At 56.2% G+C, this 15637-nt stretch carries 15 protein-coding genes; 10 read left to right on the top strand and 5 right to left on the bottom strand.

All coding sequences use genetic code 11. The features are described from left to right. The first annotated feature begins 449 nt into the window (after window positions 1-449). Both Q371_RS22005 and Q371_RS22000 read left to right on the top strand, forming a co-directional pair. Window positions 450-1310: a sensor histidine kinase gene (locus Q371_RS22005; RefSeq protein ID WP_034344720.1), complete on the top strand. Its 861-nt coding sequence runs from the start codon at window positions 450-452 to the stop codon at window positions 1308-1310. After that, window positions 1307-1900: a response regulator transcription factor gene (locus Q371_RS22000; protein ID WP_157442877.1), complete on the top strand. Its 594-nt coding sequence runs from the start codon at window positions 1307-1309 to the stop codon at window positions 1898-1900. Before Q371_RS22005 ends, Q371_RS22000 begins: the two co-directional genes overlap by 4 nt. A gap of 1 nt (window position 1901) precedes the next feature. On the opposite strand, the gene lepB is transcribed toward Q371_RS22000, so the two are convergent. Then, the gene (gene lepB / locus Q371_RS21995; RefSeq protein ID WP_051965043.1) at window positions 1902-2612 is read right to left on the bottom strand and encodes a signal peptidase I; all 711 of its coding nucleotides are present in this window, start codon (window positions 2610-2612) and stop codon (window positions 1902-1904) included. Between the two features lie 91 nt (window positions 2613-2703). On the opposite strand from lepB, the gene mqnP reads away from it, so the two are divergent. Continuing rightward, complete coding sequence (gene mqnP / locus Q371_RS21990; protein ID WP_034344717.1) at window positions 2704-3585, top strand: menaquinone biosynthesis prenyltransferase MqnP; 882 nt, start codon at window positions 2704-2706, stop codon at window positions 3583-3585. A gap of 257 nt (window positions 3586-3842) precedes the next feature. Here the strand turns inward: mqnP and Q371_RS21985 are convergent, their stop codons facing one another. Next, window positions 3843-6206: a PD-(D/E)XK nuclease family protein gene (locus tag Q371_RS21985; protein ID WP_034344712.1), complete on the bottom strand. Its 2364-nt coding sequence runs from the start codon at window positions 6204-6206 to the stop codon at window positions 3843-3845. A 182-nt stretch (window positions 6207-6388) separates the two neighbouring features. Here Q371_RS21985 and Q371_RS21980 point away from each other — a divergent pair, with 182 nt between their 5' ends. The 7 genes from Q371_RS21980 (at window position 6389) to ttcA (ending at window position 13085) form a co-directional block, all read left to right on the top strand. Next, window positions 6389-6817 carry a hypothetical protein gene (locus Q371_RS21980; protein ID WP_034344731.1) on the top strand — a complete coding sequence of 143 codons (429 nt, stop codon included), beginning with the start codon at window positions 6389-6391 and terminating at the stop codon, window positions 6815-6817. Beyond that, entirely contained in the window at window positions 6814-7353 is a 540-nt protein-coding gene (locus Q371_RS21975) for an adenylate/guanylate cyclase domain-containing protein (RefSeq protein WP_051965042.1), read from the top strand. Before Q371_RS21980 ends, Q371_RS21975 begins: the two co-directional genes overlap by 4 nt. A gap of 135 nt (window positions 7354-7488) precedes the next feature. Then, the gene (locus Q371_RS21970) at window positions 7489-8166 is read left to right on the top strand and encodes a response regulator transcription factor (RefSeq protein WP_034344709.1); all 678 of its coding nucleotides are present in this window, start codon (window positions 7489-7491) and stop codon (window positions 8164-8166) included. A 250-nt stretch (window positions 8167-8416) separates the two neighbouring features. Then, on the top strand, window positions 8417-9895 hold the full coding sequence (locus Q371_RS21965) for a sensor histidine kinase (protein WP_034344707.1): 1479 nt from the start codon (window positions 8417-8419) through the stop codon (window positions 9893-9895). 65 nt (window positions 9896-9960) lie between these two features. Beyond that, window positions 9961-10626: a response regulator transcription factor gene (locus Q371_RS21960; RefSeq protein WP_034344705.1), complete on the top strand. Its 666-nt coding sequence runs from the start codon at window positions 9961-9963 to the stop codon at window positions 10624-10626. A gap of 12 nt (window positions 10627-10638) precedes the next feature. Beyond that, entirely contained in the window at window positions 10639-11889 is a 1251-nt protein-coding gene (locus tag Q371_RS21955; protein ID WP_034344703.1) for a HAMP domain-containing sensor histidine kinase, read from the top strand. Window positions 11890-12194: 305 nt separating this feature from the next. Continuing rightward, a complete protein-coding gene (gene ttcA, locus Q371_RS21950) occupies window positions 12195-13085 on the top strand; it encodes a tRNA 2-thiocytidine(32) synthetase TtcA (RefSeq protein ID WP_051965046.1) in 891 nt (296 codons plus the stop codon). A 185-nt stretch (window positions 13086-13270) separates the two neighbouring features. Here ttcA and Q371_RS21945 read toward each other — a convergent pair whose 3' ends face one another. The 3 genes from Q371_RS21945 to Q371_RS21935 form a co-directional block, all read right to left on the bottom strand. Then, window positions 13271-14137, bottom strand: a complete 867-nt coding sequence (locus Q371_RS21945) for a ferritin-like domain-containing protein (RefSeq protein ID WP_034344700.1) — start codon at window positions 14135-14137, stop codon at window positions 13271-13273. A gap of 136 nt (window positions 14138-14273) precedes the next feature. Next, window positions 14274-15023, bottom strand: a complete 750-nt coding sequence (gene tatC / locus Q371_RS21940) for a twin-arginine translocase subunit TatC (RefSeq protein ID WP_034344722.1) — start codon at window positions 15021-15023, stop codon at window positions 14274-14276. 16 nt (window positions 15024-15039) lie between these two features. Further along, window positions 15040-15240 (bottom strand): twin-arginine translocase TatA/TatE family subunit, encoded by a 201-nt coding sequence (locus tag Q371_RS21935; RefSeq protein WP_034344698.1) that lies wholly within the window; start codon window positions 15238-15240, stop codon window positions 15040-15042. Window positions 15241-15637: the final 397 nt, after the last annotated feature.

The raw sequence follows: 15637 nt of genomic DNA, 5'->3' as shown, positions 1-15637 counted from the left end.
TTTGAGCTTCAAATTTGAGTGGCTTTCATTTTGCGTCTTGGGGTCTGAATGCTTCCAAAAGCCAAAGCCTCTGGGTGAGCTTTTTGCTGAACGCTGACGGCTGATCGCTGAACGCTTTCTCAAGTGACATGCCAGAGGTCAAACTTTGCACTGCCCCCAAAGCAGGGTAGCCGCAAAGTCGCTGTTCGGGCGATGCAAACAGAAAGAGCCGTCAGCCAGAAGGAAAGTCTTCTTCCAGTCGGTTGAGCTTGCCAAACCTGATGGGGCTTGGCCTTTGGGTCTTGCTGCTGTCGAAAGCAAAAGCCTCTGGATCCGCTTTTCACTGAACGCTGATGGCTGACAGCTGACCGCTTTCTCAAGTGATCTGTCAAACTTCAGACTTTGCGTTTACCCTGGCCCCCAGAGCATGGCCTTGAATGTCCGCAAAAGGCAGGGGGTAAAATGACCTGATGAGACGGGCGGATTACCGGATTCTGGCTTTGCTGGCGGCTTTTGCAGCGCTGGGTCTGGTGCCGCTTTTTCGCTGGATGGCCCACAACCTGCCAGGGATCGGGCAGTATTACGAGGCCCACCACACCCTGATGGACACCTTGCTGGCCAGCCTGGCTGCCCTGTGCGGCTCGATGGCCACTTACGTGCTGCTCAGGAAAGCACAAGCCCCTCTGGAACGGCTGGAAACCCGCCTCGGGGACCTGAGTTCTCCGTTGGCCCCGGTGGGGGATCCAGAGCTGGATCAGGCGATCCGGCAGATCAACACCTTGCTGGAACTGGAAAGCCAGATCACCGTGCTGCAAGAACAGGAACGGGTGCGGATTGCCCGTGAGTTGCACGACCATGTGCTGCAAGACCTGATTGGTAGCCGGATGGCTCTGGCCCGAGGGGAACAGGAAACCGGAATGCAGGCTCTGCAGGAAGCCATTCAGACCCTCAGGGAGGGCATTCAGAGCATTGCGCCTCCGGCGGTGGAGATTCTGGGGCTGGAAACCGCTGTGGAAGAGCGGGCCGAAGGGTTGGGTTTGCAACTGGAGCAGCAAGGATTGGAGCAGGTGGCCCCTGCGGATCAACTGGAGATTTACCGTCTGATTGAGCATGCATTGTTGAATTCCAGCAAGCATGGCAAGGCCCATCGGGTGTGGGTGCAGTACCAGAGGGGCTCCCTGACCATTCAGGACGATGGGGTGGGCTTGCAGGGTGAAGTGCAGTTGGGATTGGGCCTGAAACTCTGCCAGACCCAGATGCGTTTTCGTGGAGGGAATTTGAGCCTCAAACCTCTGGAAAAGGGAACGGAGCTGAAATTGTGGTGGAAGTGAACGAAGGTTTTACGGTGCTGCTGATTGAAGACCATGCATTGGTGCGCTCGGGGCTCAGGGGCCTCGTGTTGGACAGTTTTCCTGAAGCGCGGATTCTGGAGGCCAGCACCCTGCAAGAGGCCCGCAGCTTGCTGGATCAGGCGGACCACATCCTGCTGGATGTCAGCCTGCCCGATGGCAACGGTCTGGAATTTTTGCCAGAGGCCACCCAGCATGCAAGGGTCACGGTGCTGACGGCGTTTGACACCCCGGCCTTTCGCAAGAAAGCCATGAACTCTGGAGCACATGCCTTCCTGAGCAAAAACGCCTCACCAGAGGAGTTGAAACAGGCCATGCTGGGGGTGCTGGTCATGCCCACCGACACCCGCAAACCGGACCGGATGAGCCCCAGAGAGCAGGAGGTGTTTTTGCTGATCGGTCTGGGACTGGGCAATCAGGAAATTTGTGATCGCCTCTCCATGGACGAAAAAACCCTCTACACCCACCGCAGGCACATCCAGCAGAAACTCGGGCTGAGGGACAGCCAGCAGCTTTTGCACCATGCGGTGGTCTACCATCTGGACCAGCAAAACAAAGAAAAGCGGTCTTGATTCAGGGTTGACGCAAGTTCAATTCCAGCCCACCCGAGAGGTTGACAAGTTGATCGTCACATCCGCCTGAAGCGTTGGTTTTGCGCCAGAATGGGAAAACAATGTACCCCACCCGACCTGCAATGCGGTCCAGAGGCACTGATCCAAAAGCACGGGAGTCAGAGCTGCCGTATTCGGAACGGTTGTCGCCCATCAGGAAGTATTCGCCCTCTGGCACTTTGAAGGTCTTTTTGACCAGTTGTTTTTCTGCATCTGCGCGGATGAAGTTGGCGGTGATGGACTCCGGGCTGTTGTCCCAGCATCCCTGTGCTTGCCAGTAATTTTCGATGGTCTGGAAATCCACTTCCTTGTTGTTCACGTAGACACGGCCTTCTTCGATGCGGACGGTGTCTCCTGACACGGCCACCACCCGTTTGACGTAGTAAGGAATGAAATGCCAGAGGGTCATCTGGTCGGTGGGAAAAGCCCGCCATGAGGCCTTGTGATCAGCGGGGGGCTTGAACACCACGATGTCGCCCCTCTGGAAACTTCCGATGCCCATGCGGTGCATCCAAGTTTCGTATTTGGGGATGACCATGCGTTCTCCGGTGCGCAGGGTGGGCATCATGCTGTTTCCACTGACCCCCGGAAAAGACACCACGAAGGTGGTCAAGGCAATCACAATCACAAATTCTTTGATGGCATCCCAGATTTTCAGTAAGGTTTTTTTCATGCAATTTTCCTGTCCAGCACCCATCTTGCCCGAGGAGCCCGCCTCAAACAAGTCCTTTTTGATGAGAGAGACTGCGGTCTACCAAGGTTGTATGCATTATTCTGGTGAGGTGCAAGCTCGACTGAAAACCTACCTGGACTTTGTCCGGTTCGAACACACCATCTTTGCCCTTCCCTTTGCCTACGCAGGCATGTTCTTTGCCGCCCAGAGTCAGGGCAGGTGGCCCACCTGGCTTGAGTTTCTGTGGATCACGCTGGCCATGGCAGGGGCAAGAACCGCTGCCATGGCGGCAAACCGCCTGATCGATGCCAGCATCGATGCCAAAAACCCCCGCACGGCCAACCGGGAGATTCCCAAAGGCAAAATCAAACCCTTGCAAGCGGTGGTCCTGACAGTGGTTTCTCTGGGGGTGTTGTGGTTTGCAGCAGCACAACTGAATCCTCTGGCCGTCAAACTGCTGCCCATTGCTGTGGTGTTTCTGATCCTTTACCCCTACACCAAGCGGTTCACATGGCTCTGTCACGCATGGCTCGGCATCACGGATGGGGCTGCAGCAGCAGGGGGATGGATTGCCATCACTGGAACGTGGGACATGGGAGCCATTGCACTCTGGATGGTGGTGGTGTTCTGGATGATCGGCCTGGATGTGATTTACGCCACGCAAGACCACGATTTTGACCGCCAAAACAACGTCCAGAGCATTCCGGCCCGTTTCGGCATTCCCACGGCCCTGAAAATTGCAGCGTGGTCGCACTTTCTGACCTTTGCCCTGTTGATTTACTCGGGTTACGTGATTGGGACCAGTTGGGCGTTTTATCTGGCTGCGGTGATCATGGGGGGCATTTTGTTTTACGAGCACCGCATCATCAATCCCAAAGACCTGACCAAAGTGAACATCGCGTTTTTTGATGCCAACAGTTGGCTGGCCCTGACCATGCTGGCAGGCACCGTTCTGGATGTCATCATTCGGTAGCAGTGAAGGTCAGCACAAAGTCTGACCTCTGGCATGTCTGGAAAAAAGCGATCAGCGGTCAGCCCTCAGCGAAAAGCTCATCCATAAGCTCTTGTTGTAGAGAACAGCAAGACACCAAGACGCAAGATCAAATCCACTCAAATTTAAGCTCAAAAGGCAGCAAGAAAACGTTCCTTCTGGCTGATTGCTGACCGCTGATGGCTGACGGCTCTCTCAAGTGACACGTCAAACTGGAGACTTTGCGCCGAACTTGAAGTTCACCCGAGCCTGCACACCTGTTTGAAGGTGCAGTCCCAGCAGTGGAACCCTGCACTGGGGGTCACATCTCCCTGCCCGAGGTGGGTTTGCAGGTCCTGAAATTGTTTCCATGCGTCGCGCATCTGGTTGTCAAAGACCGTGCGGCGTTTGGGTTTGGCGTACAGGTCCCAGGTGTACAGTTCAGTGTCCCAGTCAGCTTCTTTGAGGGCCATGTACGCCCAGAGGTGCTCGGGTTGGTTTTTCAGGAGGTTGCGGATGTCTGGTTCCTGGGTCACCACGTACAGGTTGGCTTTGCGGGTGTCTTTGAACAGCTGGTAAGCGTGGGGCCGGAACGACAGGCCATCGAGCTTGAAGGATTGGTAGACCTTCAGGTTGGGCAAATCGGGCTTGGGGGGCAAGTTGTCTTTGAGGTGCCGTGAGACCTGTTCACGGAAGTGATCGGAGTACACCCCTTCAAGGACCGGCTCGGGTTGGGCTTCCCATGCAGCTTGCCGAAGCAGGCGTTCCATGCGGGTGCGGTCCTGATGGCTGAACAGGCCCCCAGAGGTTTTTTCGGTGTGGGTGCTCAAATATCCGCGCAGCTTGCAGGGCAGGTAACGGGCCAGCATCCAAACCCTTTTTTCCTGAATCGGTGGGACATGGTTCCACCAATCCGGGGTGCTGATTTTGATGTCCCGGGTCGAGAGGGCATATTCCAGAGGGCTCATCGGTTTGACGGGAGGGGTGGTCGCGCTTCCCATCTGGGCCAGCAGTCGGTGGGGCCTTTGCACCCCGTCGCGGTCTGCACTGGCGTAACTGAGGGTGACGTGGGAAGCCCGGGTGATGACCTCGTAGAACAGGCTTTCGGCGATGCCTTTCATGCTGCGCGGCAGCCCGAGTTTGACCCGTTCTTCTTCGGTGAAAAAGAAATCTTCTTTTTCTTCCAGCAGGTATTGGTGCTCGGTCACGTTCATGATCCACAGGCGCTGGAAACGCCTTCCAGTGATCTGCTCGGGGGTCAGCACCCGCACCCCTTCCTGACGCTCTCTGGTCAGGCTGATGGACGGCAACAGGGCCATGAGCCAGTCTTCCAGCACGCTGTGTTTCTGCACTTCTGAGGGAATCAGCTCGAAGACCTCACGGGCCATCAGGCGGATGGGGTCTCGGCTGGTCTCGGGGTACTTGATGCGGTTCAGGAGGGTCTCGACCCAGTTGAGCCATTCTTTTTCACTGCTGCCAGAGGGTGCGGTTTCCAGCATCAACAGGGACAGGGAGGAGCGGTCCACCCCTTCGAGCAGGTGGGCGTGGATGCCGTTGAGGCCTCTGGCTTCGAGCGCCTCTGCGACCTGCTGCAACCCCTCGTAATACATCGAGAGGTCAAAAAGGTCGCGGGTGGGGTAATTTCTGCGCCGGGTGGAGAGCAGGGTCATGAGTTTGCGCCCATGAAAAGTCTCCATGGGATTGCCCGGATTTTCGTCAATGAGGGGGATGCGGGCCTCTTCCCCGAGTTTCAGCAGGTGTGCGGCGGCCCCTTCTCTGGGAATCAGGATGGCCATTTCGCTGGCGTCCATTCCGCCCAGCAGGGCTTCTTTCACCTGCGCAACCACCTGACGGGCTTCACGGGTGACGTTGGGGCAGGTGTGCACCGTGAACATGGGCAGGTTGCGGTAAGAGAGTTTTTGCACCGAGGCTTGCAGGTACTGGGCCTGACTTTCCACTTCTTTTTCGTTCAGGCGGGTCTGGTACGGAAATGGGGCCGACACAGGAAGGGTGACCAAAAGGCTTCTGGAGGTCATGGACAGGGCACGGATCAGGCGAAGCTCTGAAGGGTTGAATTCGCTGTACCCATCAATCAAAAGGTGCTGGGGCCTGATGGACCATTTCAGGCCCCCTTCCAGCAGTTCGCTGGCCCGGTCTCTGGCATCATCGAGGTCCATCAGGTGGCGGGTCTTCAACTCTTCCTGATAGCGTCGGAGCAGTGCAAGCAGGTGTTTGCCCTGAGCGCCCATTTTCCGGGCGTCCATTTTGCTGGTCATGCCCTGACGTTTCAGGTCTGCAATGGCGTTGGAGTACAGGGCAGCTTCGCCGGGGGTAGGGTAATCTTTGCGGTCTGCCATGAGCAGGCGTCCCATCAGGGCCACTTTGCCGGGAATGCTCAGGAAGGTTCTGTCGTTGCCCCCCTGTTCCAGAATTTCATAGGTCAGGGTTTGCAGGTCGGTGATGCGGACGTTCAGGGTGGGCTGGGCTGCCAGACGTTTCAGGAGGTCTTGCCTCTGGTGCGGCAAACAGCAGAGGGTGACCCCCTCTTTGGACTGTTTCCATGCGTGCTGGAGCAGGGCGGTGGTTTTTCCACTGCCTGCCGGTCCTGCCACAATCCGCCTCATCCCCTTACTCTATTAAATCCCCCCGAGGGCTGGATGATAGCTGCTGAAGATGCGAGCACAAGTGACAACTTGATCTGTTATAAACATAATGATATGGTCTTGATATGTTTTTTGGACGGTTTTTTGAAGCAGACCCGGGCATTTCAAATCCACACCCTGCAAATGCGTGTACACTGTTTGGAGTGGTACTGGAGAACTCCATCGAAGAATTCATCGAACGTTTCCGCACAGATGCTGCCTCTGGCAACCTGTATCCGCAACCGGAAGGAAGCGTGTTGCTCGAATTTGTGGCGGCTGGACAGGTGGTCTACCTGTTCGACCGCACCGGCCCTTACACCGCCAAACCCGGTCCTGCACGCGTGATCGTGCACCCGGTCCTGAAAACCTTCAGCCCGAGCGAAATTCAGGAAGAATCTCTGGTGGTCACCCAGATTTCCGCTCTGGAAGGGGTGGGCAAAATCACCCGCACCGAAAAAGGCTTCCTGATTGTGCAGGCCAAAATGCCTCTGGTGTGCGGCCTGCTCGACCACGAACAACCAGACCTGAAACCCGGAGACTGGATTCGCTTTGAAACCCGTCCTCCCACCCACGGCTTTTACCTGGTGAAATGAGCATCAGCACCCCAACCAAACAATTTGTCACGGTGGTCTTCATGGATCTGGTGGGCTCCACGGCTCTGGCCCAGCGCATGACGCTGGAACAGTACGGTGAACTCATGAGTGAAGTCCTGCAAGTGGGGTACCTCAGGGTGGCCCTGTTTGGAGGCCGGGTGCTGCAACATCAGGGGGACGCTCTGGTCTGCCTCTTTGATGGAAACAAAGTCGAAAGTGCCCTCAGGCTTGCACAGGAATGCCACAAACGCATCCACGAAATTGGCGCAGCCCAGAGGGTTGGCGCACATCTGCAACTGCGCATCGGGGTGGCCACCGGAGAGGTGCTCTCACTGAATGCCGGGGTGACTCTGGCGGTGTATGGGCTTCCGGTGAACATGAGCCGGAGGTTGTGCTCCAGAGCCGAACCGGACATGACCCTGGTGTGTGAACGCACCTATCAGGGCTCTCCACCTGAAGCGGTGTTCTCAGAATTTGATGGGGCTTCCCTGAAAGATTTTGCCCGCGAGAACGTTTACCAGTTCCACTGGGTGTGAGAAGGTCTCTGGGCCTTTCAGCGAAATTAAACCCATCTTTAACTTTGCTTCACAACCCCTGAAAAGTTCTCATAAATGAAAGAAATTTTAGAATTGGGACTCGCGTTCTCATGAGTGCCACCCTATACTGAACTCATGGAACGCAAACCCCTGGTCCTCGTGATCGAAGACGAAAAAGACATCGCACGCTTCATTGAACTTGAGCTCGCCGCAGAGGGTTACGCCACCGAAGTCGCCTTCGACGGAGTGACCGGGCTGTCCAAATTCCGTGAAGTCAACCCCGACCTGGTGATCCTTGACCTGATGCTCCCCGTGCTGGACGGTCTCGAAGTGGCCCGCCGCATCCGCAAAACCAGCAACACTCCCATCCTGATCCTGACCGCCAAAGACAGCATTCAGGACAAGGTGGAAGGGCTGGATGCCGGCGCAGACGATTACCTGATCAAACCCTTCTCCATTGAAGAATTGCTCGCTCGGGTGCGTGCCCACCTGCGCCGCGTGAACCCCGCTGTGACCGGCGAAGTGCGTGTGGCCGACCTGGTGATGAACCTTGACGGACGTGAAATCTTCCGTGGAGGCCGCCGCGTTGAGCTTTCTGCCAAAGAATTCGAATTGCTCGAACTGCTGGCCCGCAACCCTGGCAAAGTCTTCTCCCGTTTTGAAATCGAAGAGAAAGTCTGGCCCGAGTACACCGGTGGCAGCAACGTCGTGGACGTGTACATCGGCTACCTGCGTCGCAAACTGGAAGAAGGCGGAGAACGCCGCCTGATCCACACCGTGCGTGGCGTAGGCTACGTGCTGCGCGAAGAATAAGCAAACAGAGAACATTCAGGCGTCCTTCGGGGCGCTTTTTCTTTGCAGAGGGCCCAGAGCATCCCTGCAATACGTGCAAGAAGTTTGTTAAGGGAATTGTAGGGGCGAGGCGTGACTCGCCCTGCATCGCTTCAGCCAAAGCCTTTTTGCCCTCGGCTCTGGGCCCTCTGCCCTCGGCCTTTCTGCCTTCTGCCCTTTCTCAGCCATTCGATGTCCCTTCCCTCATCAAAACCCCTAAACTGGATTCAGAATGACTTTACGCTGGCGACTCACCCTGCTTTACACCACCGCAATGGGCTTGATCCTGAGTTTCATCATGGTGATGGTGTTCACCGTCATGACCCGCATCATTGAAACCAACATCCAGAACGATTTGAAAAGGGGGGTCAACCAGCTGGTGTCCATCCAGAGAAACACCGAAACCTATGCCATTGGAAACAGAATTCCATGGGAGTTGTTTCCTGATCTCTATGGACAGTTGGATTCTTATTTGCTTTATCCGGACACCAATTTGCTCACCTTGCAGGGCAAAGACCTGATTCCTCAACACATCGAACACAGCACCAGTCTGGTCACCCTGCTGGGAGATGGCCTCAACAGCCTGGAATTCCAACCCCCAGACTATTCCCGCATGGTCCGGGCAGGTCAGAACAATGAAGTGGTGTTCACCAGTCTGGAAATCAAAAACGTCAACAAGGAGAACCGTCATCTGGAAGTGATTTCGGTGATGGTGCAGATCTCCAATCCCAACTTTCCGATCTATCAGGGCATCTTGCACCTCGCCCGGGACACCACCGAAATTCAGGATGTGTTCCGGGCCCTGAAAACCGTGCTGTTTTTTGTGACCCTGCTGGCCATTGTTGGCATGGGTTTCACCATTTATGGGGTTTCTGCACGGGCACTCAAGCCGTTGCGTTACGTGCAGGCAGCAGCAGAAACCATCACCGAAAAGAACCTCAGTTCAAGGGTTCCGGTGCCCAACACCCACGATGAAGTGGAATCTCTGGCCTCCACCATCAATGAAGCGCTTGCCCGTCTGGAGAAATCTTTCGAGATGCAAAGGCGCTTCACCAGCGATGCCAGCCACGAACTGCGCACCCCCGTCACCGCCATTGGGGGACATGCAGGTTACCTGCTGAGGCGCACCAACCCGAGCCCCCAGCAGACCGAAAGCCTGACCATCATCAAAAACGAATCCGAGCGCCTCTCGCACCTGATCCAGAGCCTTCTGGAGCTGGCCCGTGCCGATGCAGGAAGCGTCAACATGAACCTGCAACCGATGCTGGCCCTGCCTTTCATGGAAGACTTGCAACGCGAAATGAAGCCGATCCTCGGGCAGGCAGAATTGCTGGTGGAGGGACAGGAATTTGCCTTCATGGCCGATCCTTCACGCATGAAACAGGTGATGATCAACCTGATCAGCAACGCCCTGAAAGCCGGATCCACCCGCATCATCCTGCAAGGCAAACTGGAAAACAAAGAGGTGCATTTCATGGTGCAGGACAACGGTCCAGGCATCGCAGAAGAACACCTCACCAAACTGTTTGACCGTTTCTACCGGGTTCAGGAGTCCCGCAATCGGGATGAAGGGGGCAGCGGACTGGGCCTCTCGATTGTGAAGACCATCATCGATGCCCATCAGGGACGGGTGTGGTTCGCGTCCAGAGTGGGAGAAGGCACCACCGTGCATGTGGTTCTTCCGTACCGCGAAGTGGTGACAGAAGAATGAAGCCCTCCAGAGGGTTTCATTTTGGGTTTAAAAGATCAGGGATACTGAAGACTTAAGGAGGCACCATGCGAGTGCTGTTGCTGGAAGACGATGAACGCATCCGTTCCCCTCTGGCCCGTTACCTGCGGGAAGAAGGCTATGCCGTGGATGAAGCCCGCGATGCCACCACGGCCCAGACCCTGATCGGTCTTTACCCTTTCGATGTGATGATCGCAGACATCCGCCTCCCAGAGGGACCGGACGCTGGCTTTGAACTGGTGCGCAAAATCCGGGCCGAAGAACACAGCTTTCCGATCCTGTTCCTGAGCGCCAGAGACAGCCTGCAAGACAAACTGCACGGGCTGCAACTCGGGGGGGACGATTATCTGGTCAAGCCTTTTCATTTGCAAGAGGTGACGGCTCGCATCCGGGCCATCTTGAGGCGCGGCAAAACCCTGACCCCTCAGGAAACGGTGTTTCAGGATTTGCGGTTTGACTGGGCCAACCGCCGTTTCTTCAAAGGCACCGAAGAAGTGCACCTGACCGGCAAAGAAATGGGTCTGCTGGAACTGCTCAGCAGCCATCCGGGACGGCTTTTCACCCGAGAAGAAATTGTGGACCGCGTGTGGGACTCGTCTTTTGATGCCGAAACCAACGTGATTGATGTGTATGTGCGCAACCTGCGTCGCAAACTGGGCGATGGCATCGTCGAAACGGTGCGTGGTGTGGGCTACCGTTTTCCCACCGTTTAAAGAGGAGGTCCTGTGAACCTGCAAACCCGCCTCTCCCTGTGGGTCGGAGGGGTGCTTTTTCTGGCTCTGGGCACCCTGAGCTTGCTGTCCGGGATTGTGTTGTATCAGGTGCGCCTCTCGGACATGAATCAGGAGTTGCGCGACCAGTCCCAACTGGTCATGAACTCCGCCAAAGTCTATGAAGGCAGCAACATCCCCAATGTGGTGCTGGAAACCTTGGCCTCGGGTTCAGAGTTTGTGGATGCCCGCATCGAGAAAAACGGCCACATCATCTGGGAAAGCGACTTCCGCACCATGCCCGAGGCGATCACCGCTGGATTCAGCAACCTCGGGGGGTGGCACATGTACCGGATCCGCAGCGCTGAATTTGAAGTGGTGGTGGGCAGGCCCCTGAAGTCTTTGCAGGAAACCCTGCAATCCTATGCAATCATCAGCGTGCCCCTGACCCTGTTGATGTCCCTCATTGGTGCACTCGGGTCCGGGTGGGTGCTCGGGCAGAACCTGAAACCCCTGCACAACCTGACCACCCGCATCCAGAAACTGGACCGCCCCGAGCCCATCCCGGAAACCAGCCGTCCAGACGAGGTGGGCATGCTGGCCAGAGCCCTTTCGGAAAGCCTGCAAACCCTGCAACGCACCCGCAAAACCGAACTGGAATTTCTGCGGGTCGCCAGCCATGAGCTGCGCACCCCACTGACCGCCTTGAAAGCCGAACTGGAATACACCCTGTCCAAACCCCGAGACCTGCAGGTGTATGAAACGGCCCTGCGCACCCTCCACCGCAACACCGAACATCTGGAACGACTGGCGGTGAACCTGCTCACCCTGACCCGCTTGCAGGGCAGTCAGGTGGAATTTCAGCAGGTGGATTTGTGGGAGGTGACCGGAACGGTGATCGACCGGATGGTGCCCCTCGCCCTGAAGAAGAACCTGTCTCTGGAATTTGATGGGGCACCCACCACCGTACAGGGAGACAGCATCGCTCTGAGCCGATTGGTGGAAAATCTGGTGTTCAACGCCATCCGCTACACCCAGAACGGCGAAATCCATGTGAAGGTTTCCGAGCACACCCTGACCGTGCAGGATCAGGGACAGGGCTTCCCACAGGAATTGATTGACAACCACGAAACCGAAACGGTCAGCATGGAAGGGTTTGGCATCGGCATGAAGGTGGTTCGCAGCATCTGCGAACTGCATCAGGCCAGACTGCATCTGGAAAACACCCTGAGGGGGGCCAGAGTGGTGATTGTATTTCCAAGTTAAACGCAAAGTCGCTGTTCGGGCGATGTCAACAGAGAGAGCCATCAGCAATCAGCCGTCAGCGGTCAGCCAGAAAAAAAATCTGCTTCTGACCCTTTGAGATTGCAAAACCTGAGTGGGGATTTGACATTTGATCTTTTTATCTTGCTGTTCCCTACAGCCCAAGCCTCTGGATGGACTTTTCGCTGAAGGCTGAGGGCTGACCGCTGAACGCTTTCTCAAATGACATGCCAGAGAACAGACTTGCATTGACCGTGATTGTGTTCCCTTCGTGAAGCCTGTTATCCCGTACAATGGGTCAGGTTGACATGCAGGACACACACGAGAAAGAACACTCTGGCAATTTTTACCGGCTGAAACGGCAGCTGGAAAGACAGGTGGCGCAGGCCATCACCGACTACGGCATGATCGATGACGGAGACACCGTGCTGGTGTGCCTCTCTGGAGGCAAAGACTCCTACACCATGCTGGACACCCTGATGGAACTGCAAAAACGGGCCCCCATCGACTTCAAACTGGTCGCCATGAACCTCGACCAGAAACAGCCCGGTTTTCCCAGCCACATCCTGCCCGAGTACCTGAAAAACCTCGGGGTGGACCACCACATCCTCGAACAGGACACCTACAGTGTGGTCAAAGAAAAAATCCCCGAAGGCAAAACCATGTGCAGCCTGTGCTCCAGGTTGCGCCGTGGGGCCATCTATACCTTTGCCAAAGAAATCGGGGCCAACAAAATCGCTCTGGGTCACCACCGGGACGACATCCTCGAAACCTTCTTCATGAACATGTTCTTTGGAAGCCGCCTGAAGGCCATGCCACCCAAACTGGTCTCCGACGACGGTCAGAACGTGGTGATCCGTCCTCTGGCCTACTGCACGGAAAGGGACATCGAGCGTTATGCCCGAGCACGCGAATTTCCGATCATTCCCTGCAACCTGTGTGGTTCTCAGGAAAACCTGCAACGCCGCATTGTTGGCGAAATGCTGGAAAGCTGGGAACGCCAGAGTCCGGGCCGTTTGAACAACATCTTCCGTGCCCTCAGCCATGTGAGCGCCAGCCACCTGCTGGACCCCAACCTCTTTGATTTCCTGGGCCTCACCAGAGACACCGTGGTGGAAGAGGGAGACATCGCCTTTGACCAGCAGGACTTCAAGCCCGAGAGGTTTGAGGACCAGCTTGAAGAATTGCCGTTGATCTGAAAGATTGCCGAGGGCCCAGAGCAGAAAAGGACAGGCATTTCATGGCTCGCAAAAGATGGAGCGATGAAAAACCAGAAACAGAGGAACCCTTGTGAGGTTCCTCTTTGACATTTCCGACTGGAGAAAAAACCTGAAGCCCGAAGGTCAGTCTTTGGCCCTTTGCCCTCGGCTCTGGGCCCTCGGCATCATTTGATGTTGCCGTTCAAACCATCAGGGTAGAAGCCACCTTTGCCCACATTCCCGAGGTACACGATGCGCAACACTTCTGCGGTGGTGCGTGCGTAGGCAATGGCGTTTTCATCAGCAGCCACAATGTTGGCCTTGCCGTTTTTGGTGATGCCTTCGTCTTTGCCACCGCCCACTTTGCCACGCAGGGCAGAAATGGCTGCGATGATTTGCTCGACTTTCAGGCCGTAAGCCATCTGGTCCTTGTTGGCGTACAGGTAAGTCCGCACTTCTCCGGCGTGGTAGGCTTCCACGGCCAGAATGCCGGCTGCAGCTTGCAGGATTTTGGGATCGGTGATCAGGGTGGCTGCGCCGTTGTAGGCGGTCACGCCCACATCCTCGAACACGAAAGCCCCGTGCATGAAGGTCAGGTCGTTGGCGTAAGCATCAAAATCCTTGATGGCTCCATTGCTGGCTGCACTGGCAGCTGCCGTGAAAGCTGCCCCGATGTCGATTTTGGGACGGGCCACAGGTTTGCCCCCCAGAGCGATGATGGTGGCCCGCAGGGCACGCACGTGGGCTTCTTCGTCCATGGCGATTTCCTCGGCGTACTGGCGCACCCGGTCGTCGGTGAAGTTCACTTTGCGCCCCCCCACAGAAGCAGGTCCGCCACCAGAGTCGGCTGCACTGAGACCACGGCCAAATGCAGCCCAGAGGTAGAACTCCGCTTCGAGGTATTCGAGGTTCAGTGCGAAGTTGAGCACATCGATGTCGATGTTGGGCTTGTTGGGCGCAGCCACCACAGCGCAAGAACCAAGCATGGCTCCTGCACCCACGAGACCGAGGCTTCCCAGAAACTGACGGCGGTTGGTTTTGTTTTCGCTCATGACAATGACCTCCTGAAGGACCGGAAGTGGGCTTCCGTCCAGAGAAATGGGACCTTGAATTTTGAGGTGGTTTGGATCCTCAACTGTTCATTTGCATGAAAGAACAGATTGGATGCATCGGATGCTCTGGCAGACCTTAATGTTTGATGGTGCGTGGTTTTTTCTCTGCCATGCGTGAGAACAGAATCCCCAGTTCGAACAGCAGGTACAGGGGCACTGCCATCAACGTGAGGTTGAAAGGGTCTGCGGTGGGCGTGATGATCGCCGAAACCACCGTCAGACCAATGAAGGCGTACTTGCGGATGCCAGAGAGCATCTGGCTGTTCACCAGACCCACTTTGGTCAGCAGGAAAATGGTCAGGGGCAACTCGAAGACCAGACCAAAAGTGGCCAGATACGTCACCATCTGGCCGATGTACTGACCAATGGAAAGCAGATTGGTGATCCCTCCCAGAAAACCCAGCAAAAACGGCAGGGCAGCCGGCAAAATCACCTTGTAGCAAAAATACACGCCCAGAGCAAAAGACAGCCCCAGACCCAGCACAAACGGTGCGCCCCACTTGCGTTCTTCATGGGTCAGACCGGGGGCCACAAAAGCCCAGATCTGGTAGACCAGAAAAGGCAGGGCCACCACCAGACCACCAAACGCAGACAGTTGCAGGGCTGTGATGAGGGGTTCCGTGACCGAAAGGGTCACGATTTCCACGCTGTGTCCGGCCTGAATGTGTCCGTTCAGAGGGCCTTTGAGCACCTCCATCAGCTGATCGCGGTAGGTGTAGGCCAGAGCCGACCCGGCCGTCCAGAAGCCCAGACCGTAAATCAAACGCAGCCGCAACTCTTCAAGGTGGTCCAGCAACGGGGCTTCCTTGAAAGGGGTCGTCTGCATGGACGCAGGCTGCATGTCAGCTGGCTTTCACTTTCTCTGGAGCAGGCTCGGGGTCTTTCAGGGAATCCGAAAGGTCGTCCTGCAAACTGCGCGTCCCTTTCTTGAATTCACGGATGCCCTGCCCGAGGCTTTTGCCCAGTTCAGGGAGCTTCTTGGGCCCGAAGACCAGCAGGGCCAGCACGAGAATCATGATGATTTCTGGAAATCCTAGGTTCATGGGGTCCTCCTTGCGAAACAGGCACAGCGAAGCAAAGGTGTTTCGTCTTGGAGGCTTATTTGCACAGGATCTGGATTTGGATGCATCGGGGTCTGGAGCGGCTGGATTTGACCAGAGCCGAGAGCCGAGAGCCGAGAGCCGAGAGCCGAGAGCCGAGAGCCGAGAGCCGAGAGCCGAGAGCCGAGAGCCGAGAGCCGAGAGCATCGTGTGATACGTGGCAGAGATGGTCAAGGGAAATTGTAGGGGCGAGGCATGCTTCGCCCTGTATTGCTGATGCCAGAGCTTTCCATTGCCCTCGGCCCTGTGCCCTCGGCTCTCGGCATTCACAACCGTTCCCCAAATCACAATTTCACCAAACCCCCATCTTTTGGTATCCATTGCATCCAAAACCCCTGAA

It is taken from the genome of Deinococcus misasensis DSM 22328, assembly GCF_000745915.1.
In the GTDB taxonomy this organism is placed as follows: Bacteria; Deinococcota; Deinococci; order Deinococcales; family Deinococcaceae; genus Deinococcus_C; species Deinococcus_C misasensis.
This window is presented reverse-complemented; position numbering and strand designations above follow the sequence as displayed.